Here is a 20,709-nt window from a genome sequence, read left to right as displayed (position 1 = left end):
AAGGTTCGCCGCATGACCCAATCTGCTGCTCCCTCGCCTTATTATTCACGGATCATCCTGAAGCTCTCAGGCGAAAGCTTTTCCCACGCCGGCGAACGAGGGATTAGCATGGACGAGGTCGTCCATATCTCGAAGCAAATCCATCTGGCGTCCAAGCTTGGTTGCCAGATCGCTGTGGTGATCGGGGGAGGTAACATCCTTCGCGGCGCCCAGTTCAAAAATGAAAGCGCCATGATCCAGGAAGCGACCGCCCACTATATGGGAATGCTCGCGACGGTGATCAATGGACTGGCTTTGCAAGACGCCCTTGAATCACTCGGATGTGAGACGCGACTGACCACGGCGATTCGCATGGACGGAGTTGCAGAGCCTTACATTCGTCGCCGCGCTCGTCGCCATCTTGAGAAGGGGCGCATTGTGATTTTGGCCGCCGGGACCGGAAGTCCGTTTGTGACGACCGATACCGCAGCCGCCCAGCGAGCGCTGGAGTTGGAAGCCAACATCCTAATGAAGGCGACCCGTGTCGACGGCGTTTACAGCGACGATCCGGAAAAGAATCCGCACGCGATTTTCTACCGAAATCTCGACTTCGCCACCGTCCAGACGCAAAACCTGCGCGTGATGGATTCGACGGCAATTACGCATTGTCGCGAACATGGCATGCCGATCTTGGTGTTTAACTACCGAATCGATGGCAATATCCAACGCGCCGTTTGCGGGGAGCATGTCGGAACATTGATCTCTCCTGAATTAGAACCGGTCAATTAGGGCTCGCGTATTTTCATTGGGCTTGAAGTAAGGTAGCCTTAGAAAGATTAGTCGCAGTGCGTCGCGCTGCGCTGCTCTGCTGAAAACAACAAATTCAATCGTGGGACTGAGCCATGAGTGCTGACAACATTACGACGGAAGCGGAAGATCGCATGGAAAAAGCGATCGAGCATCTGAAGCACAATCTCTCTGGGATTCGTACAGGCCGCGCCAATCCAGGGCTGATCGATTCGCTGCGAGTCGAAGTCTATGGTTCGCTGCAACCGATCAAGCAAATCGCTTCGGTCAGCGTGCCTGAACCGACCCAGTTGTTGATCCGCCCTTACGACACCGGCGCGATCAAAGATATCGAAAAGGCGATTGTCGCGAGCGACTTGGGGATGGCTCCTCAAAGTGACGGTCGCGTGATTCGCTTAAACGTCCCGGCCTTGTCGACCGAGGTTCGCAAAAAGCTGGTTTCGCGCATCAAAGAGCTTTCGGAAGAAGCCAAGGTTTCGATTCGTAATGTCCGCCGCGACAGCAACAAGTCGGCCGAAACCGCGGAAAAGAACAAAGAGATCGGCGAAGATATTCGGGACGATATCAAGAACGAAGTCCAAGAGCTAACAAAAAAGTTTGAAGAAAAAGTGGCCGAATTGGCCAAGGCTCGCGAAACGGAAGTGATGGAAGGCTAGCTTCCCACTTAAAATAGCTAAGGTCGCCGCGTACCAGCGTGGGCGACCTTTTTTTGTGGACGCAGGCCCCGTAATTGGTGAGAGACACGTGACATTTCAAATTGGCCGTAAGTTTTCGTTGGTTGTTCTGATCGCTACGACAATTGCTGTCGGCATTGGTTTTCAGTCCCAAGTTGCGGCGGGAGACGCCAGAGTGAATCGCATCCTCGAAACCAAAGAGCCGTTAGTGATCGGCCATCGCGGCGCTTGTGCGTTTGCCCCGGAAAACACCCTTGCTTCGTTTCAGCTCGCGATTGAGCAGCAAGCCGACATGGTCGAGCTGGATTATTATCTGTCAGCCGACAACGTACCGTTCTGCATTCATGACAAGTACTACGACCGCACGACCAATGCGAGCAAGTTGTGGAAGAAAACCAAGACCGCGATCTCAACCAAGAAATGGGACGACATTGCAAAGTTAGATGCGGGCTCTTGGTTTGACGCCAAATACGCTGGCGCTCCACTACCAAAACTCGACCAAGCGATCGAAGCGATACAAAAGGGAAGCGTGACGCTGATCGAGCATAAAGAGGGGGACGCCGACTCGCTGATTGGGATGCTGAAAGATCGTGATTGGACCGACAAGCTGATGGTTCAGTCGTTTAACTGGGACTTTGTCGCGCGTTGTCATGAGCTTGAGCCATCGCTGGCGATCGCCGCACTGGGAAGCGATGAGCTGACCGCTCAGCGGATCGCCCCGATCGTTGACAAGGTGGACGTGATAGCGTGGAACGCCAAGTTTGTGGATCGCGAGTCTGCGGAGATGGTCCATAAGCATGGTAAGAAGCTGTTTGTCTACACCGTTAATGATCCGCAGCGCGCGAAGGAACTGATCGCGCTTGGTGTAGACGGCATCATCACCGACCGCCCCGGCGAGATTGGCGCAGCGATCCGCAAGTAAGCAGATCACAAGCTGCTAGCAGTTTGGTGCGACAAAAAACTAGGACGAAGCAAATTCTTGCCTCGTCCTTTTGTATGCGCGGTTCGATCGATCTTGACCCAAATCGGGATGCGGCTTATATTCCCGCGCCCTAACTTATTAGGGATCGACCTGCATGGACGCAAACTTTAGAAAAAATCGATCGATTTTCAAAGAAGCAAGGAGGCGAGTGTGACTGAGATTCGAAACGCCCACCGGACAACCTGGGCCATTATCGCGGGCGGCTTCCTTCTAGTCGCCACCGGCATCTTCGCCGTTCGTAGCATTGGAGGCGATAACGATGCGGCCGCACAACAGCCGCAAGCCGCGAAGCCAGGCGCTCCGGTGGCGCAGATTCAAACGGTGGCGGTGGTCAACCGCGAACCGATTACACGCGAAGAACTAGGACGCGAAGCGGCTCGCCGATATGGTAAAGTTGTGCTGGAAAGCGTCATCAACAAGCATTTGATTGCTGACGAATGCCGCAAACGCAACATTCAAATCACCGAAACCGAAATTGACGCTGAGATTGAAGAGTCGGCCAAAAAGTTTGGTCTGTCGGTGGATCGCTGGCTCGGTTTGCTGAAAGACGAACGCAACGTTTCACCGGCCCAGTACCGCAGTGATATTGTGTGGCCGACCATGGCTTTGCGACGCTTGGCCGCCGATCGCTTGGTGGTGACTCAAGAAGAGCTCAACAAAGCGATGGAAACTGAATTTGGCCCCAAGGTGAAGTGCCGCATGATCTCGGTCAGCGATCGCGCCTTGGCCGAAGAGCTGCGAGCCAAAGCAGCCGCCAATCCGGAAGCATTTGCCGATCTGGCGAAAGACTTCTCGGAAGATCCGAACAGCGCCGCGGCTCGCGGTCTGATTCCGCCGATCCGGATGAACATGGGGACGCCGGAAGTGGAGAGCCTGGTCTTCGCTTTGAAAGAGGGAGAAGTTTCTCAGGTTCTGTTCATTGCTGGGCAGTATCTGATTTTCAAGTGCGAATCTCATATGCCTCCGACGCAGGTCGAACCGGCCCAACAGCCGGCAATTCAACAGCGGATTGTCGAAGCAATTACAGAGCAAAAGCTTCGCTCCTCGGCTGGAGACGTTTACGAAGAGTTGCAGAAAAAGGCGCAAATTGAAAAGTTCTGGGATGATCCGGCCAAACGCCAGCAGAACCCAGGCGTAGTCGCCACGCTGAACGGCCAGCAAATCATGCTGGACGAACTGGAAGAGGAGTGCATTACGCGTCACGGGATTGAAATTCTTGAAGGAGAAATCAATCGTCGTTTGCTGCAGCAAGGGCTGAAGTCGCGGAATCTGGAAGTCACTGAACAAGACCTAAACAACGAAATCAGCCGCGCGGCCGATTCATTTGGATTTTTGAATGAAGATGGTTCGCCAGACTTCGAAGCTTGGCTGGATGAAGTTACCAAAGAGCAGGATGTCTCGGTTGAAGTCTATGTTCGGGACGCCGTGTGGCCGACCGTCGCACTGAAAAAGCTGGTCTCTGACAAAGTAAAAGTCACCGAAGAAGACATCCAGAAGGGCTTTGAGGCCAACTACGGCGAACGTGTTCAAGTTTTGGCGATTGTGCTCGACAATCAACGTCGCTCGCAGGAAGTGTGGGACATGGCCCGCAAAAACCCGAGCGAAAAGTTCTTTGGAGAATTGGCGCGTCAGTACTCGATTGAACCGGTCTCGAAGAACAATGATGGCCAAGTTCCGCCGATTCGCCGCAACGGTGGTCAGCCCAAGTTGGAAGAAGAAGCCTTCCGCTTGCAGCCGGGTGAGTTGTCCAGCATCGTGAACATTGGCAGCCAGTCGCTGATCCTAAAGGCGCTGGGACGAACCAAGCCAACGATTACCGACATCAACGTCGTCCGTGACGAAATTGTCAAAGATATTCACGAAAAGAAGATTCGCCTGGAAATGGCTAAGCAGTTTGACGCTTTGAAAGAAGAAGCTCAAATCGACAATTTTCTCGCCAATACCACCCAGATGGGTAAAAAGTTGGAAGCGGCTGCCCGAGAGCAGTCGACCCGGTAATCTCGGGACTTCTCACGAAGTTTGGCAAAACATGGAAGCCCCGACGCGTGTTGGGGCTTCTTTTTTGCTAGCTCTGTGCGAACCTAAGGCTTATACCGGCGATCCACCGGACAGTCGTCCTTTCCTGCGCGGGCGCCGATTCTTAGAATTACGTCTCTGCGTTCGATTTCCATTTACGCAATTTGCCGCGTTGCGGCGTTTTTCAGGTTGAAGCTCATGAGCTCCGAATCCGGCCACCCCATCGGCGGCGAGACCCCATTCAAGGTCGAATATGCGCAGCGCGTCTACCGCCTGCCCCCGTACATGTTTGGCCGGATCAACGCCTTGTTGTATGAAAAGCGGGTCGACGGCCATGACGTGATCGACCTGGGAATGGGTAACCCATCTGATCCGCCGCAAGAATTTGTCATGGAAAAGATGTGCGAAGCGGTGAAAGACGAGCGAAATCATGGCTACAGCAAGTCAAACGGCATTCGCAACCTGCGCCGTGAAGTCGCCGGCAAATACCTGAAAAAGTATGGGGTTCGACTCGATCCCGAAAGCGAAATCATCGCTTGTCTCGGCTCGAAAGAAGGATTCTCGCACATGTGCTTGGCGATGATGGGGCCTGGCGACACTGCGATTGTGCCGGCGCCCTATTTTCCGGTTCACACCTATGCCGTGGCGTTGGCTTCTGGCAACGTAATCGCGCTAGAAGTGGGGGATAGCCAGAAGTTTCTGGAAAATATCGCTTACACCTGCGAGCATCTCTATCCCAAGCCAAAGCTGCTGATCATTTGCTATCCGCACAATCCCTCGACGGTAACGGTCGAGCCAGAGTTCTTTGTCGAGATTGTGAAGCTGGCCAAGCGGTATGGCTTTATGGTGATTAGCGACTTCGCCTACGCCGACATCGCGTTTGATGGCTACAAGCCCCCCAGCTTTCTGTCGGCGCCGGGCGCATCGTCGGTTGGCGTCGAGTTTACGACCATGAGCAAGGGCTACAACATGGCAGGCTGGCGCGTTGGCTTTTGTGCCGGCAACGCCGAAATGATCAAAGGCCTAGCGACCATCAAAGGTTACTACGATTACGGCATGTTTCAGGCCATTCAGATCGCTGCGATCGTGGCGCTGCGTGAAGGGGACGCGGCGGTAGAAGAGCAAAGTCGCATTTACGAAAGCCGCCGTGATGTGCTGGTCGACGGTCTGACAAGACTCGGCTGGGGCGTAACGCCGCCCAAAGCCGGCATGTTTGTCTGGGCGAAGATTCCGGATGTCTGGATGCAGCGGATGAGCACGATGGATTTCGCCATGCTGCTGCTAGAGAAGGGGGACGTCGCCGTTAGTCCCGGTAGCGGGTTTGGTCCTTGCGGCGAAGGATATGTACGCATGGCGATGGTCGAAAACGAAGAACGCTTGCGCCAAGCGGTCCGCCAGATCGGCCGCTGCCTGAAGCACGAAGAAAAAGAGCTGCTTGCGGCCGCAAGTTCTGTCGAGAGCTAGAGCGGCGGTGAAGTGCATATTTCGCAAAAAACGCCTTGAATCGCAATCGATTCAGGGCGTTTTTTCTTTTTCCGCCCTGATTCTTCTACTTCGGGGGACAAGTCCAAGCTTGGTCCTAGCCGAAGCTAGCTGGGCTTTCTATAATGACCCAAATTTGCGCCCGCGCATAAAAAAAGGAGGACTCTCGCTCGCCGAAACAAGAGTCCTCCCAAATTGGCTGTCCGAACCGAAGCTCGGAGACCCACAGCCGTACAGAAGGATATCGGGCTTCGACATGGTAATACTTTAAGCGACACTCAGCACGGACGATCGTTCGGAACAGATCGACCTTACCGGCTGACGAAAACCTCGCTTCGATTCACCTGCACACAGATCTAACGACAAACGCAATGACGCAGCCAATCGCGAAACTAGCGCTGGAAGACGGAACCGTTTTTACCGGACTTTCGTTGGGTGCTGAGGGAGAAGTCGACGGCGAAGTTTGCTTCAATACGTCGATGACCGGTTATCAAGAGATTTTGACCGATCCCAGCTATCGCGGTCAGATTTTGACGATGACCTATCCGCAAATCGGCAATTATGGCGTGAACACCGAGGATATGGAGAGCGCCCAAACGCACATGTCAGGCTTTGTCGTTCGCGAATCGAGTCGACTGGTCAGCAACTTTCGCTCGACGCAATCGCTCGCTGAATTTCTCAAACAGAACGGCGTGGTCGGACTCGAGGGAATCGATACGCGTGCGTTAGTACGTCGACTGCGCAGCAATGGATCGATGAAAGGAGTTCTTTCGACCGTAGACCTGGACGACGCCTCGTTGGTCGATAAGGCGCGCGGCAGCGCTGGTCTGGTTGGACGTGATTTAGTACAAGAGGTGATGCCGACTCAGGGTCAAACGTGGAGTGAGAAACTAAGTCCTTGGATCAAGATGGGGGATAAAGCCCGGGCCGAAAAGTCGCGGACCGAACTTGACCTGCATGTTGTCGCGCTTGACTACGGCATGAAATGGAACATCCCACGGCATCTTCAGGACATGGGCTGCAAAGTGACCGTCCTACCGGGCTCGGCGACCGCCGAAGAAGTGCTAGCGCAAAACCCGGACGCGATCTTTCTATCAAACGGCCCAGGCGATCCTGAACCGCTGCTTGGCCCGATTGAAACCATCCGCGGGCTACTGGGCAAGAAGCCGGTCTTTGGCATTTGTCTGGGGCATCAATTGCTATCGCTGGCCTGCGGCGCAAAGACATTCAAGCTGAAGTTCGGTCACCGTGGCGCCAACCAGCCGGTATTGGACGTAACGACCGGAAAGGTCGAGATCACGTCACAGAACCATGGTTTCGCCGTCGACGAAGCTTCGCTGCCCGATTGCCTCGAAATTACCCATCGCAACCTGAACGACAACACCGTCGCCGGCGTCCGGCACAAGACGTTGCCAGCGTTCAGTGTTCAGTACCATCCCGAAGCATCGGCTGGCCCACATGATAGCGAATACCTGTTTGAGCGGTTCCGAGAGTTGGTGGACGGGCAGAAGGTTTAGGTAGAGCTCGGCAATGCCGAATGTCGCATCAAGTTGAAAGGGCTGGTCGGCCGAGTAGAGCTCGTTCTCATTCCTCTTGATATTCAGCAAGCATCGTCACCGCCTCGACGATGGAGACGGAATCGCTGGTCGCCAGGCATTGCTGCACGCCGCGCCATTCGTCAACAGGCATGACGCCCCGCTTGATCAGAAAGATTGTCGCTTCGCAATTGGCCGGAAGTCGGGCGTAGTAGAGGGCCAGCGTGCAAACCGGGCAGTCGATTTCGCCTGTGTCCGGTTGGCGTGGTATCGCCAGCGAAATACGACAGTTGGGACAATCGGGTTCCGCAGGCATGGTTGACATATGGCTGCTTTAGTTCTGACCACCTGCGGTTGCGTAATCGGCCTTTTGGGTTTCAGGCTTCGCAGAGCCGGCCAACGGCGGCAGCGCTTCTTCCAGAATCCCTTTCGCCTTGGACCACATCAGCGCCGCTTCCAACATCATCCAGGCCTGAAGGATCAGCGTGCCAACGCTAAAGCCAAATAACAGGTACTTTTGGTTCCAGTAGAATCCGGTGTCGCCGTGGAAAAAGTTTCCGAGCCAGGTGAGCTGCGGGTACTTCTCAATAAACCAGGCGGTGTCGCCGTTAAACATGTTCCAAAAAGTAGCGATCGCCGGCAGCACCAGCATCAAGATCATCGGTGGAATCGCAAACCAGACTGGGATATTGCGTCGCCAGAGATAGAAGATTGTAACCATCAGCGCAATGCCAGCCAGTAGTTGGTTAACCGCGCCAAACAATGGCCACAACAGCATGCCGCCGGCTCCGGGCGAATTGCCGGCGAAGATCGCAACCAGCCCGCCTAGTCCCACAGCAATCCCGGTAGAGACATATTTGTTGGCGAGCGGCTTGGTGACTGCGGCAGACTCAAACAGCTCTTGCAGTACATAACGCTGCAAACGAGTCGCCGTGTCAAGTGTCGTCGCCGCGAAACTGGCGACCAGCACGGCCATGATCCCTAGGCCCAAACGCAGGGGAATGCCGATCGCGGTCAAAAAGTTGGCGCCACCGTCGACAAACGCGCCGACCATGTTGCCGAGGTTGTTGAACTCTTTCCAGCCGGCGCTGGCGTCATAGCGTGCTTCCCACGACGCACGACCCACAACTGGAGAGCCGTCCGCCGCCACCACTGCTTGATACGCGCCATCCGCTGTCCGCGTGTAATCTCCCATTCCAACACCGGCACAACAGGCCAGGATCACCACCACTGCTAATGCGCCTTCCAGCAACATTGCCCCATAACCAACGTATTGCGCGTCTTTTTCATTTTCGACTTGCTTGCTGGAGGTTCCGCTGCTTACCAAGCAATGAAAGCCGCTGCAGGCGCCGCAGGCGATCGTGATGAACAGGAACGGAAAGATCGGCGGAGCGTCGAGCGGGATATTGGTAGCGATCGCCGGAGCGCTGGCAAACAAGTCCGCCGCACCTGTAAGCGATGCGACAATCAGGCCGAGGCCCAGCAGGATCAGAGCGAGCACCAGCTCGTGACTGTTGATGTAGTCGCGTGGTTGCAACAAGGTCCAGACCGGCAGCACCGACGCGATGAAGCAGTAAATCAGCAAGATCACGGTCCAGATGACGACCGCATTGCCATAGAACTGCCACCAGGTTGCATCGGCCGGCATTTCGGCGGGGGTCAACAGATTGACTCCCAGGATCTTGGTCAGGTCGATCGGCAGCACGTAGACGCCGATTGCGATTGCGCCATACATCACCAGCAAAGCGGCTAACGACGGCCAGAGAAGAGCGCCACCTTTGCGGCAAACGTAGAAGCCAATTGCAATCGCTACCGGAACTTCGATCCAGACCGAAAGCACCGACTGCGGGTATTGGGCAAAGATGAGTGCGATTACCAGTCCAAAAATCGCCAAAACCACGGTCAACGCCAGCGCCAACACTAGCAGAAACAAAATCTTGGCCCGCGGGTTAATCAGACGACCGGCGACTTCACCGATGGTTTGTCCGCGATTGCGAAGTGAAACAACCAAAGCCCCAAAGTCATGCACTGCGCCAATAAAGATCGATCCAAAGACAACCCAGAGCAGCGCAGGTAACCAGCCCCAAAAGACGGCGATTGCAGGTCCAACGATTGGGCCGGTGCCGGCGATGCTAGTGAAGTGGTGTCCAAACACTACTTCGCGATTGGTCGGCACAAAGTCGACGTCGTCCCGCATCTCGTGACTAGGGGTAATCGCCTTTTGGTCTAGGCGAAAGATCTTCTGTCCTAACCAACGCCCGTAGGTGTGATAGGCGAGGATGAATCCAAAGAAGGATAGCGCAGCGACAATCAGCGTCGACATCGACTATTTGGGGGCAAAAGTAGGGGGGGGGATGCAAGGTGGTATTTTTTAAATTTTAGCGGCAGATCGTGCTCGAATACAGAGCGGAGGAGCAAGAATGCTCAAACCCAATACCGTTCTTTGCCCCCAGCGGAGCTCTTGAGATCATCGGATCCGCCGATCTAAGCGTGCAAATGGGAGTGACCATAGAGGTGATGGTTCACTCTTGCGAAGAGACCAATCCAAACTTCTGCCGTCGTCCGAAGTGGAACTTGCAGGGCGAGAGAAACGCCTTATGCAGCCAAATTGCCAACTAGAGGGGCAGACTATTGTCAGCGGCCGAATCAGAGCTGGCTGTGCCTTCGCAGGGAGATGACTTACCATGCCGCGAGGCTTGGCAAGTTCGCGCTTGGCAACTCCGGGTCATGCAGTTGGAAACTTGGCAATTCTCCGCTGCTTCGCAGGCCTCTTGAATGCAGTCGGCGGGCTTGTCGCAGTTACTTTGCTCGCTCGTTTGCGCATCGTATCGATCCTGGCAGCCGCCGCAGCGTTGAAAGTGGGCGTCCATCAACTGTACCTGGCTTGCGCTGAGCGTATGCGCGCGATAGGCGTGCATTTGGTTTCGACATTCGCTGCAGGTGATGCTCGCATAGACCGGCAGTTGATTGGCCGGGCCTAACCATAAGACGGTTCCGATCACCAAAAAAACGCCGCACAAACTGCCAAACGTTTGCAGCGCCAGACGCCTCCGACGTAGCGAAATGAGGCCCTGCGCGACCTCGCCAATTTCGCCGGCTCGGCAGGGACGCCAAGATGGAGAGTCGTGCTCGTTCATGCGGTTAGTAGTCGACCCCAGGTAGTTTGTGACTCAAAGCTACCTAATCGTACGCAAAACAGGGAGAGGAATTTGGTGCGAAGTCCTACGAAACCTGGTGATTTCGCGGGAAATCGCTAGGTAGTGAACCCGAGTCGCAACGACGTTTCATGATGAGCCGCGTCCGCCGGTTCGGGGATCTTCGGTTCTGGAGCCGAAACGCTGTGCGCCAGACGCTGCATCGAGCGGAGGATAATTCGGCGACGGCCAACCTTTACCAAGCCCTCGTTTTGCATTTCGCCCAGCACGACCGTGACCGTTTCTCGCGTACTGCCCACGATATTGGCCAAGTCTTGGTGCGACAGGCGGATCTCGAGTTCGACGCCATCAGTGATCCGTTTGCCGTAGCTTTCGGCCAGTTCTAGCAGCAGGTGGGCCAAGCGATCACGGTTTGAAAGAAACAGGAGATTTTTTACTCGGCGTTCGATACGGCGACGACGAAGTCCGATTAGCTTGGTCACGCCGATCGAGAGACCGGGACGCGACTCCATCAGTTCGTGCATCGCTTCTTTGGGGATCGAAACGATCATCGCCGCTTCAACCGCTTCTGCATATTCGTCGCGCGCTTCGCCATCGAGAATCGAGAGCTCACCAAACAATTCGCCCGGCTCAATAAAAGCGAGGATCGATTGTTTTCCCTCCGGCGTTAAATGGCAGATTTTAACGCGTCCCGAGGCAAGCAAGAGTACCGAATCCGCTCGTTCAGCGGGTAGGTAGATCGGTGATTTTTTTGCGAAGCGACGAACGCGTGAGCAGGCGTCGAGTCGTTCAATTTCTGTGGCTGACAACTGTTCGAAGATACGACAGTTCTTAAGGTGCCAAATTTTCTCGGTCATCGAGACCCCCAAAATAGCTCGACCGACAGGCCGCCCCAGAAGAAGGAGCGTTGCGATCGAAAACCGGGTGGATTCCACCTTGGATGCCGGAGGTAGGCCGAAGTTACAGCCGTTCGAGAAACGTTCACAAAAAAAGAGACGCCGATTTGGCGTCTCTAAGAAAGCTACCCCCCGAGGATTCGAACCTCGAATGACAGTGCCAAAAACTGTAGTGTTACCATTACACTAGGGGGTAAAAATGTGAAGGGGCTATCTTAACCAACTATCCCGCTGTTCGGCAAGAGGACCATCAGTCGGCCAGCGGCCCTTCACTGGACAGGAGGTCTTCTGGCGGCCGCAGGTTCGTCATTGCAAAGGATAATTGTTCCATTTCAATCGCCAAATCTACGCTCGAAACAGCAACTTCCGGGGGAAGACGGAGCGTTATCGGAGCAAAATTTAAAATTCCGCAAATTCCTGCCGTGACAATACAATCCGCCACTTCTTGCGCGGCGGCGGCCGGCGCGGCGATGATCGCTAAGCGAACATCATGTTGGAGCACAATCTCGGCCAATTGTGACATCGGCCGAATCTCGATCCCCTCCAGCGTTTTTCCGTATTTTAGCGGGTCAGAATCGACGGCGGCGACGATGTCAAAACCTTGGTGGCCAAACCCGCGGTGTCCTAGCAAGGCTCGCCCAAGGTTGCCAACGCCGATCAGAACCACCGGCCACGAATGATTGGTGCCGATGATTTGTTTGATCGCCAGCACCAACTCGCTGCAGCGATAGCCGACGCCGGGGTAGCCAAAGTGCCCGAAGTGCGCGAGATCTTTTCGGACTTGGGCATCGGTAAAGCCGAGGAGTTGACCAAGTTGCGTACTGCTAGTCGTCACCACACCATCACGTTGCAGCCGCTGCAATTCTCGCAGGTACAGGCTCAACCGGCTGACGACGGCTTTGGGTACGGCATCAGCCGGCGGTTTGTTTTTGTCTTTCGGCTTGCTCATTCCATCGGCGGGCAAATGTAATTTTGATCAAAGTCAACCTTTACTCTATCGCTTCGGGTTCATTCTAAGCAACCCAAGTCGAAGCTCACGACGCATGAAGCGCCAGGGAAGGGGGCGGAGTTCGGTTGCGGTAGGATGACGAAAAAAAGCCTCCAGACCACGAAGGGCCAAGAGGCTTTTTTTATTTCTAGCTAAATATCCCCGCGCCGGGCAAGCGTTTACTCAAGCAGCATTTCTTCGTGATTGATATAGATATTGCCGGTTGTCGGATTGTACAGCCAGCCGTCAGTCGTGGTGACGTCGCCCGCGGTGGGGACAGCGGAGATCGATTTGATCGTCGCCGAGTTTGTGAATGAGTTAACCGGCAATTTGGAGAGATAAGGCCCCATTTCTGGGCTGCCTGTCGTGGTGCCGTCAACATTAGTTTTGATGATCAACTCTCCCAGCGTGGCGCTCGGCATTTTACCTTCGTGCTGGGCACGATAAAGCTGGATCTGCGAACGGAGCGTGTGAAGATTGAACTTTACGCTGCTCGCTTTGGCGTCTTCGGTCGAGTCAGTGAATTGGGGTATCACCGTCGCGGCCAATACGGCCAGGATCACGACCACGATCAAAACTTCGATCAACGTGAAACCAAGCTGTTTTTTGTTGGACATGGGGATTTGTCTCCTGCGATTTACTTGCCGCCCGGCAAAAGTAAGTACGGTTTTTTCGTAGCGACGCGAAATTGCGATCCGCTCCTTGTACTTACGTTACCGCGGACCTGCGTCAAGCAAATCGAGCCTGTTTCAAGCAGCGTTGCGGGAGATTTTCCTAGCCAGAGGGAGCCTCAACCGCCAAATGTGCAAATTGTTCCGATCGTAGCGGATGTGGCCGAGAGATTGCCGGTCTATTTTCCCCATTGCCTCTGAACGCTACGAAGTCGTCAATTTATCTATCCGATCTATCTCAAGCCGATGACCTAAATTGACGATAAGTTACAACATCCAGGTGATGCTTGGGATAAATGGGAAGACTACATGCGGCAGCTGAGTCCCCAGTCCTATCACAAGCACCGTTTGGAGCGGTCGGAGGATTCTGCACGGATTTTTCGGATTTGAGGGCTAAAGGACACGGCGAACGCTTCGCCAAACCAGGCCAGGCCCTTTGTCACCACACACAGCGATTCTGTCAGCTAAGGAGAATTGGAAATGAGAGCGTTTCTTTGGGCGCCGGTGCTTGCGGTTTTGCTGACCGTAAGTTCGGTCACAACTGCTGAAGCCGGCTATTGCGGCCTGTTCAGCTTTCGTAACTGCTGTTGCTGCGAGCCCGTGAGCTACGAGTGCTGCAAGCAACAGTGCTACACGGTCAACAAGACCTGCAAAGAGGTCCAGTACGAGAAGCAGGAAATTACCTGCTACAAGACTGTTTACGACAAAGTGATGGAAGAGAAGGCAATCGATTGCGTGCGTTACGAGAAGGAAACGCTGTACAAAGATTGCACGTACACGGTTTGCAAGCCGGTTTACGAATCCAAAGTCCGTACTTGCACCTATACGGTTTGCAAGCCGGTCTGGGAAACGAAGACCAAAGAGATCAACTACACGGTCTGCAAGCCGGTTTGGGAAACCAAATCGAAGGACATCTGCTACACGGTTTGCAAGCCGGTCTGGGAAACCAAGACCAAAGAGATCAACTACACCGTTTGCAAGCCAGTTTGGGAAACCAAATCGAAGGACATTTGCTACACGGTCTGCAAGCCGGTTTGGGAAACCAAGACCAAGGACATCTGCTACACGACTTGCAAGCCGGTCTGGGAAACCAAGACCAAAGAGATTAACTACACCGTTTGCAAGCCGGTCTACGAAACGAAGACTCGCGAAGTTTGCCACACGGTCTGCAAGCCGGTTCACTACACCAAGACCATCCAGATCAATTGCGGTCACTACGAAACCGAAGTTACCGAGATTCCTGGTCCGGTCGTGAAGAAGTGCGTCCAAGAGCCAGGTTGCTGGACTTGGGATCCTTGCTGCTGCAAGTGCGTCTACTGCCCGGGTGAGACGAAAATCGTCGAAGTCCAGTGCCCGCCGCGCAAATGCTGCAAAAAGGTTTGGGTTCCGGAAGTGAAAGAGAAGACGATCAACTGCGTGAAGTACGAACGCGAAGTGATCAAGAAAGAGTGCCCTTACACCGTCTGCAAGATGGTTCCGGAAACTCGCACCAAGACCTGCACGTACAAAGTGTGCCACATGGTCAAGGAAAACCACGTCAAGACCTGCACCTACAAGGTCTGCAAGATGGTCCCGGAAACGGTCACCAAAACTTGCACCTACAAGGTGTGCAAGATGGTTCCCGAAACCCATACCAAGACCTGCACTTACAAGGTCTGCCATATGGTCAAGGAACAACGCGTCAAGACCTGCACGTACAAGGTCTGCCACATGGTTCCGGAAACCCACACCAAGGTGTGCACCTACAAGGTGTGCCACATGGAACGTGAAGTGAAGACGAAGGAAATTCCTTACACCGTCTGCAAGATGGTTGCTGAAACCTGCGTCAAGCAAGTTCCTTACACGGTGTGCAAGCCGGTCCACTACACCAAGACCATTCAAGTTTGCAAATGCGTGCCCCGTAAAGAAGCCTACACCGTGACGCGTTGCGTCCCGAAAGTGGTCTGCAAGACTGTCCCCGTGACGGTTTGCTGCCCGGCTCCTTGCGAATGCAAAAGCGACTGCGGTTGCGGCGCCTAGTAACTAGGCCAAAAACGTCCAGCTTCCTCGAAGCCTGATGGCAGGATCGAGGTTCCCTGGCCTGGTGGTAAGCGAGCGGTCCGAGTTTCGACTCGGGCCGCTTTTTTTATGCGCCAACGGCATTTCTTTGAAACCCCCACGCAACCACACAAGTTGTTGTAATTAGCGTTGACCTATTGATCAGGATTGCGCGAGAATCAACGGTTTCACACTGCCTAGCCAAATAGCGGTCGAGGAACGGATGAGCGTCGTAACGGAGCAACCCAGCAACCTAACAGATCAGCCGAGCCCTCCACGAACCGTCGCCAAAAAGCCGATCTTTGTGCCGTTCGCAAAAACTGTCGCTCCTTGGTTGCTTGGCCTGATTGCAGTTGCCGTGGTCATTATCGCTCTCGATTGGGCGTTGGGTTGGAATTCGCCGCTTGTGTCACGGGCCCAAGCCGTATTCGCGGCTGTCTATGTGACCAACTTGATTCGGTATCTGGTCGCGGCCGGGGGAGCGTTTTTGCTGTTTTATGTCTTTCTACGTCGAATGGGTTGGGTGACCCCGATTCAGAAGAAGCTTGCCGGCGCCGCTGAGATGCGGCGCGAGATTTTCTACAGCATTGCGTCGCTCGCGGTTTTCGCAGGCGTGGGGGTGATCGTCTATCTAGGCAAAATCGCAGGTGTGCTCCATTTCTATTACGGCGGCAATCCGCTGAACACGGTTTATTTTTGGTTCTCGGTCGTCGCGATGATCTTGATTCATGACGCTTGGTTCTATTGGACGCACCGCCTGATGCATACCAAGTTGCTTTACTCCAAAGTGCATCGCATTCATCACCTCAGCCACAATCCGACTCCCTGGGCGGCGTTCGCTTTTCATCCTGTCGAAGCCTTTATCCAGGCGATTGTGTTGCCGATCGCGGCGATCTTCCTGCCGATGCATCCGCTGACCGTCATCTTTTGGATGCTGTACATGACCGGGATGAATGTATTTGGGCATCTGGGGTTTGAGCTGTTTCCCCATTGGTTTCTCCGCAGCCGCTTCTCTAACTGGCACAACACCGGCGTCCATCACAACATGCATCATCGCTGCGTGAGCTCAAATTTCGGTCTCTATTTCAATCTTTGGGATCAATGGTTTGGCACCAATCATCCCGAATATCAAGCCGAATTTGAGCGGGTGACCGCCAGCGGCGCAGCGTCAGCAGAACAAAAGCTGGATTAAACCATTCGCTGCAAGCAGATCGCTCAATAGTTTGCCAATGCTTTGGTCGCCAGCCGAGCGAGCCGCGGATCGGTTGATTGGGCCGCTTGTTCCAGAGCCGCTTTGGCGGAAGCGGTTCGCACACCGATTTGATCAATCGCCCAGACTGCTTTTTGTTGGACTGCAATCGCAGGATCTCCACTAATAACCGGCAGGAGGTCAATAGCTTGATCAGTCGCAGATTCGCCCAGCCTTCCCAGTAATGTAGCCGACCAGTAGCGAACGTCAGCCGCAGCTGAAGTGAGTAACTGCGCAAGGGCAGGGGCATCCGCCGCGGAAGGTGTTTCCAAGGTCTCCAGTGCTCCGACCGCCGCTTCTCGCACGGACTCGTCTGCATCGGCGGTCAGACGACACAGCGGAACCGCGGCCGCTCGCGACTCCGGACCGAGTTGAGCGAATTTTTCACACGCTGCCAAGCGAAGCGAAATCTCGTCGCTGTTTAAGTGATCCATAAGCTGCGAAAGGTCGGTCGCCATATCAGCATTTCCTTGTTGCGGTTCCGAATCGGAGTGATGGACAGATCTGGTTTCAAGCAGAGTTCGCTCGGTGACAACGGACGCCGATAATCAATATAGCCAAGCGATGAGAATAAACGAGCTCATCTTTCGTGGCAAACTACCGAGCGTCGCGATAAATCTCCGCAATGACTTCGTTCACACGCAGGCCATCTGCTCCGCTGACTTGCGGCGCCCGGCCTGTTTCGATCGCAGCGACAAAGTCAGCGATTAGCGGCACGTTGAAGTTGGCGTGCGGTGGATGATGTTCGACTTGATCGCCGTCCACGGAGCGAATCACCACGCGACCAGAGTTAAGCGGCGTCATGTCAACAATGCCTTTCGTCCCAAAAATTATGAACGAGTCGGGATCTTGCACCGCGTCAAACAGGCAAGTGACGCTGGCTTGTGTTCCGCCCGCAAAGCGAAGTGCGAAGGTCGCGATATTCTCGGCAGAGTCTGGGTTTCTGCGGGAGCAGAGACCGCGAATTTCGACAACTTCGCCAAAAAGTCGCAGCAACAGATCGATCCGGTGGCTGCCGACATCCATCACTGGGCCTCCGCCTCCCTGTTGCAAATTGATGCGCCAAGGAAGTGATTCATCTGCGTTGAGCGCGATCGGCGCGGAACAGACGATTTGAACTGCAAGGACTTCGCCCAGTTGTCCGGTTTGGATCAATTCGGCCACGCGATCGAGAGCCGGATAAAAGGAGCGATAATAGGCGACTCCTAAGGTTCGGTGGATCTCTGTCGCCGCGTCGATCATCAGCCGGCATTCCGCCGGATTCAACGCCATTGGTTTTTCAACTAACACGTGCTTACCGGCGGCCAATGCAGCTAAAGTCTGCGGCAAGTGAAGATAGACCGGCGTCGCGATATAGACCGCATCAATCTCTTCGTCGGCCAGAAGTTGATCGGCCGAAGGGTAACTTCGCGGGACCGAGAAATCGGCGCAAAACTTCGTTAATCGCTCGGCGTCGCGGCGGCAGGCGGCCAGTAGTTCGCTCTTTTCGACAGCTTGAATCGCGCTGGCGACTCGTTTACTGGCGACATCGCCACACCCCAAAATTCCCCAACGTACGGTCACGAGCATCCCTTTCATCAGAAACAAAACCTTCTGCTGACGAGTCTGTCGCGCTCTTGAGCAGGAAGCAACCGGGGAGCGCGGAGCAGTACGATCAGCAGAGCCGGAAAAACCGGCGCCAAAGATGAACAGAACTCCCGAATTCGTAGAGAAGAAAATTTGCGTCCTGCTTAACGGTGAGGTAGCCTTGCTCGGTTATTCTTTCGGAGTAGGAAGCATGCTGCAGATCATGAGGATCAACGCCGCGACGAGGCTCGCTTTGTTTGCGGTCATGCTCTGCGCCATGCTGACCGGCTGTTTATCTCACAGTCGCGGTCGCTGGTATCCGCCGGTTTTGGCCGATCCTAATCCTGCAGCAGCCCCCCGATCTTCCTGCTTTAGCGTGGTCCCTTGCGCGGCGACGTTGGAATTGATCGAACCAGGGAATGCAATGCGGATTCCGGATGTGGAGCCAGCCGATCTCCCTCCGCGCTTGCCTGCGGAGGGAGGATTCTGGCGCGATCCAAACCTGAACGCCGGCCCACAACGACTGCCGCCGATCGATCAAGAATCGTCAACTCCGCTTCCCAGCAGGCAGCAATGGGGCGAACCGATCATGCCGCAGCCATTGCCAAGCGGGGAAACTCAGCCTGCTCCGATCGCAGAGTATGAAGTTGAAATCAAAGCCCCACCGCGCGAGGATCGCTTGCTGTTGGCGGAGAGCTACTACGCGATGGCGGTAGACGCCGATAAAAAAATTGACGAGCATGCGATGAGCTTGTATCTCGACGCGATTCTGGGCGCCTGGGATTATCTGCAAACAGCGCCGGTTGAAATCGATATCTCCAAACCAACGGGGCGCGCGTGGGAAATCTATCATTCCAGCCTGGCGCGGCTAATTCATATCGCCGCTGTGACCAAGCGGATTGAAAGGAATATTCGGATCAAAATTCCGGAAGACTACGGCTTTCGAGTGCTTGAGATCGAGTATGCCGGTTTCGCCTGGCGCGCGGATGAATTTGACGAGTGGAATGTCGTCGGCGACTATCAATCGAAATACCTGCTGCATCACTACAAGCGCCCAGGTTTGGGGGTGCCGTTGGTGATTGTTCGCCATCATCGACCTGACGATCAATTTTTACCCTCCAAGACTCCATTCAATGCGACGGCGGTACTTCGGCCGCTTGATGACGAATGTCAAGTCGATGTCGATACGCCTAGGCCCGATTGCGAGACGCATGTCGAACGCTTGGTCGGCTCGCTGCAGTTGTTTAATCCCGATGAATATGATGACGTTGAATTTCGCGAATGCCAAACAGTGCTTGCCGCTGACTGGACGGCGCTGTTCGCCTACCTGTTGAGTCATCCTCAACAAGAGATGCGGCGTTCTTCGCATCACGGGAAGGCCGATCCGCCGCCGGCCGGTTTGTTCATGCTAGAGCCGCATCAGCCGGGACGCATTCCGGTTGTATTTGTGCATGGTTTGCTCTCGGCGCCTTATACCTGGGCGGCGATGGCCAATGAGTTATACGCCTATCCCGAACTGCATAAACGATTCGAGATTTGGGCGTTTCAATATCCATCGGACGAGCCGTTCTTAGAGTCGGCGGCCGTACTGCGGCGCCAATTGGACTGCGCTGTGCAAAGCAGCGATTGTGAGGGGACTGATCCGGCGCTCGATAACATGGTGGTCGTGGGGCATAGCATGGGCGGCCTGATCGCCAAATTGTTAGCCGTTAACAGCGGCAATACGCTTTGGGAGCATGCCGCTTTCGTCCCCCTTGAAGAAGTCGTCGCACCCAAAGATGTCCGCATTCGGCTGCAGAAGGCCTTTTTCTTCTCAGCGGTTCCCTATGTCAAACGGGTCGTCTATATCGCGACACCTCACCAAGGCTCGTCATGGGCGCGAAGCTGTCTAGGGCAGTCGATGTCTCTGGCGATTGAAGAAGGGCAGGATAAAGAAGTGGTGCATCGGCAAGTCGTGGACGCCAATCCGGCTGCTTTTCGCGAAGAGCTGCGCCGCCGACCGCCGACCAGCATTGACTTGTTGGATTCAAAGAGTCTGATCTTGAAGGGGATCTACGACTTGGACGTCGGCCCCGATGTCAGCGAGCATTCCATCATCGGCCGAGGCTGGTGGTCCATTCACGATGGTGCGTCGGATGGGATCGTACCGGTGAAAAGTGCCCGCTTGCCAGGCGTCGACTCTGAAGTGATGGTTTCGGCGACACATTCGCACCTGAATAAACAGCCGGGAGCGATTTGCGAAGTGCTGCGTATTTTGCAAATGCATGCCGATCAACTTCCGTGGATTCAGCCCCATCTTATCGGGCAGTGTCCCGCGAAATAACCAATTTCGCTTCATTTCTTTGCGCAGATAGTCCGCGAAGTCGCAACTTGCGCAACAAGGTGAGGGTTTTCCGGGAATCATATCTTGGACTGGACACGAATTCTTAGAGGGCGCCGCTGCTGATCAGCGCCCAGCGACAGCTAGTTCGCACGGCCCGTGTAGTAGGTTGAGTCGCGGCACTTTTGCGGGACAATCAGGCGTTGTCGCGAAATTGTTCTCAATGCAACCTGTTGAAATCGGCTGCTAACGCTTCCCCCATGCGGATGCGGTAGGTTATTATAGAGTGCTTACAGACCCCACCCCAATGGAGCGGATTGGTAGGTCGCATCGGTCCTGCCAATGATTAGCC

The 20,709-nt window shown here is 54.6% G+C and carries 17 protein-coding genes; 9 read left to right on the top strand and 8 right to left on the bottom strand.

All coding sequences use genetic code 11. The features are described 5' to 3' along the window. The first annotated feature begins 12 nt into the window (after positions 1-12). From pyrH to carA, 6 genes are all read left to right on the top strand, one after another. On the top strand, positions 13-768 hold the full coding sequence (gene pyrH, locus SH421x_RS21630; protein ID WP_488852098.1) for a UMP kinase: 756 nt from the start codon (positions 13-15) through the stop codon (positions 766-768). Positions 769-881: 113 nt separating this feature from the next. Continuing rightward, the gene (gene frr, locus SH421x_RS21625; protein WP_488852097.1) at positions 882-1,442 is read left to right on the top strand and encodes a ribosome recycling factor; all 561 of its coding nucleotides are present in this window, start codon (positions 882-884) and stop codon (positions 1,440-1,442) included. 193 nt (positions 1,443-1,635) lie between these two features. After that, a complete protein-coding gene (locus SH421x_RS21620) occupies positions 1,636-2,382 on the top strand; it encodes a glycerophosphodiester phosphodiesterase (RefSeq protein ID WP_488852096.1) in 747 nt (248 codons plus the stop codon). A gap of 210 nt (positions 2,383-2,592) precedes the next feature. Then, positions 2,593-4,440 carry a peptidylprolyl isomerase gene (locus SH421x_RS21615; protein ID WP_488852095.1) on the top strand — a complete coding sequence of 616 codons (1,848 nt, stop codon included), beginning with the start codon at positions 2,593-2,595 and terminating at the stop codon, positions 4,438-4,440. Between the two features lie 216 nt (positions 4,441-4,656). After that, the gene (locus tag SH421x_RS21610; RefSeq protein ID WP_488852094.1) at positions 4,657-5,922 is read left to right on the top strand and encodes an aminotransferase class I/II-fold pyridoxal phosphate-dependent enzyme; all 1,266 of its coding nucleotides are present in this window, start codon (positions 4,657-4,659) and stop codon (positions 5,920-5,922) included. 389 nt (positions 5,923-6,311) lie between these two features. Beyond that, complete coding sequence (gene carA / locus SH421x_RS21605) at positions 6,312-7,457, top strand: glutamine-hydrolyzing carbamoyl-phosphate synthase small subunit (RefSeq protein ID WP_488852093.1); 1,146 nt, start codon at positions 6,312-6,314, stop codon at positions 7,455-7,457. Positions 7,458-7,524: 67 nt separating this feature from the next. Here the strand turns inward: carA and SH421x_RS21600 are convergent, their stop codons facing one another. The 6 genes from SH421x_RS21600 to SH421x_RS21575 form a co-directional block, all read right to left on the bottom strand. Beyond that, positions 7,525-7,791, bottom strand: a complete 267-nt coding sequence (locus SH421x_RS21600) for a hypothetical protein (RefSeq protein ID WP_488852092.1) — start codon at positions 7,789-7,791, stop codon at positions 7,525-7,527. 18 nt (positions 7,792-7,809) lie between these two features. Further along, positions 7,810-9,798 (bottom strand): carbon starvation CstA family protein, encoded by a 1,989-nt coding sequence (locus SH421x_RS21595; protein ID WP_488852091.1) that lies wholly within the window; start codon positions 9,796-9,798, stop codon positions 7,810-7,812. A 292-nt stretch (positions 9,799-10,090) separates the two neighbouring features. Further along, positions 10,091-10,612: a zf-HC2 domain-containing protein gene (locus SH421x_RS21590; RefSeq protein ID WP_488852090.1), complete on the bottom strand. Its 522-nt coding sequence runs from the start codon at positions 10,610-10,612 to the stop codon at positions 10,091-10,093. A 116-nt stretch (positions 10,613-10,728) separates the two neighbouring features. Next, positions 10,729-11,487 (bottom strand): Crp/Fnr family transcriptional regulator, encoded by a 759-nt coding sequence (locus tag SH421x_RS21585; RefSeq protein WP_488852089.1) that lies wholly within the window; start codon positions 11,485-11,487, stop codon positions 10,729-10,731. Between the two features lie 289 nt (positions 11,488-11,776). Next, positions 11,777-12,475, bottom strand: coding sequence for a redox-sensing transcriptional repressor Rex (locus SH421x_RS21580; RefSeq protein ID WP_488852088.1), 699 nt, complete (start codon positions 12,473-12,475; stop codon positions 11,777-11,779). A gap of 218 nt (positions 12,476-12,693) precedes the next feature. Continuing rightward, a complete protein-coding gene (locus SH421x_RS21575; protein WP_488852087.1) occupies positions 12,694-13,131 on the bottom strand; it encodes a type II secretion system protein in 438 nt (145 codons plus the stop codon). A 534-nt stretch (positions 13,132-13,665) separates the two neighbouring features. Between SH421x_RS21575 and SH421x_RS21570 the strand changes: the two genes are divergently transcribed. Beyond that, positions 13,666-15,204: a hypothetical protein gene (locus SH421x_RS21570; protein ID WP_488852086.1), complete on the top strand. Its 1,539-nt coding sequence runs from the start codon at positions 13,666-13,668 to the stop codon at positions 15,202-15,204. Positions 15,205-15,445: 241 nt separating this feature from the next. Beyond that, the gene (locus tag SH421x_RS21565; RefSeq protein ID WP_488852085.1) at positions 15,446-16,414 is read left to right on the top strand and encodes a sterol desaturase family protein; all 969 of its coding nucleotides are present in this window, start codon (positions 15,446-15,448) and stop codon (positions 16,412-16,414) included. 23 nt (positions 16,415-16,437) lie between these two features. On the opposite strand, the gene SH421x_RS21560 is transcribed toward SH421x_RS21565, so the two are convergent. Continuing rightward, on the bottom strand, positions 16,438-16,929 hold the full coding sequence (locus SH421x_RS21560; RefSeq protein WP_488852084.1) for a HEAT repeat domain-containing protein: 492 nt from the start codon (positions 16,927-16,929) through the stop codon (positions 16,438-16,440). Positions 16,930-17,068: 139 nt separating this feature from the next. After that, entirely contained in the window at positions 17,069-18,034 is a 966-nt protein-coding gene (locus SH421x_RS21555) for a Gfo/Idh/MocA family protein (RefSeq protein ID WP_488852083.1), read from the bottom strand. A 214-nt stretch (positions 18,035-18,248) separates the two neighbouring features. Between SH421x_RS21555 and SH421x_RS21550 the strand changes: the two genes are divergently transcribed. Then, a complete protein-coding gene (locus SH421x_RS21550) occupies positions 18,249-20,360 on the top strand; it encodes an esterase/lipase family protein (protein ID WP_488852082.1) in 2,112 nt (703 codons plus the stop codon). The last annotated feature ends 349 nt before the right edge of the window (positions 20,361-20,709 follow it).

The sequence above is a fragment of the Blastopirellula sp. SH421 genome (assembly GCF_057808535.1).
The sequence above is the reverse complement of the archived record's forward strand: the minus strand, read 5'-3'. Positions and strand labels throughout refer to the sequence as shown.

Coding starts and splice junctions, on each gene's coding strand:
- SH421x_RS21600 (WP_488852092.1), bottom strand. CDS start 7,791: ATGCCTGCGGAACCCGATTGTCCCAACTGTCGTATTTCGCTGGCGATA.
- SH421x_RS21570 (WP_488852086.1), top strand. CDS start 13,666: ATGAGAGCGTTTCTTTGGGCGCCGGTGCTTGCGGTTTTGCTGACCGTA.
- SH421x_RS21580 (WP_488852088.1), bottom strand. CDS start 12,475: ATGAGCAAGCCGAAAGACAAAAACAAACCGCCGGCTGATGCCGTACCC.
- frr (WP_488852097.1), top strand. CDS start 882: ATGAGTGCTGACAACATTACGACGGAAGCGGAAGATCGCATGGAAAAA.
- SH421x_RS21590 (WP_488852090.1), bottom strand. CDS start 10,612: ATGAACGAGCACGACTCTCCATCTTGGCGTCCCTGCCGAGCCGGCGAA.
- SH421x_RS21575 (WP_488852087.1), bottom strand. CDS start 13,131: ATGTCCAACAAAAAACAGCTTGGTTTCACGTTGATCGAAGTTTTGATC.
- SH421x_RS21595 (WP_488852091.1), bottom strand. CDS start 9,798: ATGTCGACGCTGATTGTCGCTGCGCTATCCTTCTTTGGATTCATCCTC.
- carA (WP_488852093.1), top strand. CDS start 6,312: ATGACGCAGCCAATCGCGAAACTAGCGCTGGAAGACGGAACCGTTTTT.
- SH421x_RS21560 (WP_488852084.1), bottom strand. CDS start 16,929: ATGGCGACCGACCTTTCGCAGCTTATGGATCACTTAAACAGCGACGAG.
- SH421x_RS21550 (WP_488852082.1), top strand. CDS start 18,249: ATGCTGCAGATCATGAGGATCAACGCCGCGACGAGGCTCGCTTTGTTT.
- SH421x_RS21565 (WP_488852085.1), top strand. CDS start 15,446: ATGAGCGTCGTAACGGAGCAACCCAGCAACCTAACAGATCAGCCGAGC.
- SH421x_RS21585 (WP_488852089.1), bottom strand. CDS start 11,487: ATGACCGAGAAAATTTGGCACCTTAAGAACTGTCGTATCTTCGAACAG.
- SH421x_RS21610 (WP_488852094.1), top strand. CDS start 4,657: ATGAGCTCCGAATCCGGCCACCCCATCGGCGGCGAGACCCCATTCAAG.
- pyrH (WP_488852098.1), top strand. CDS start 13: ATGACCCAATCTGCTGCTCCCTCGCCTTATTATTCACGGATCATCCTG.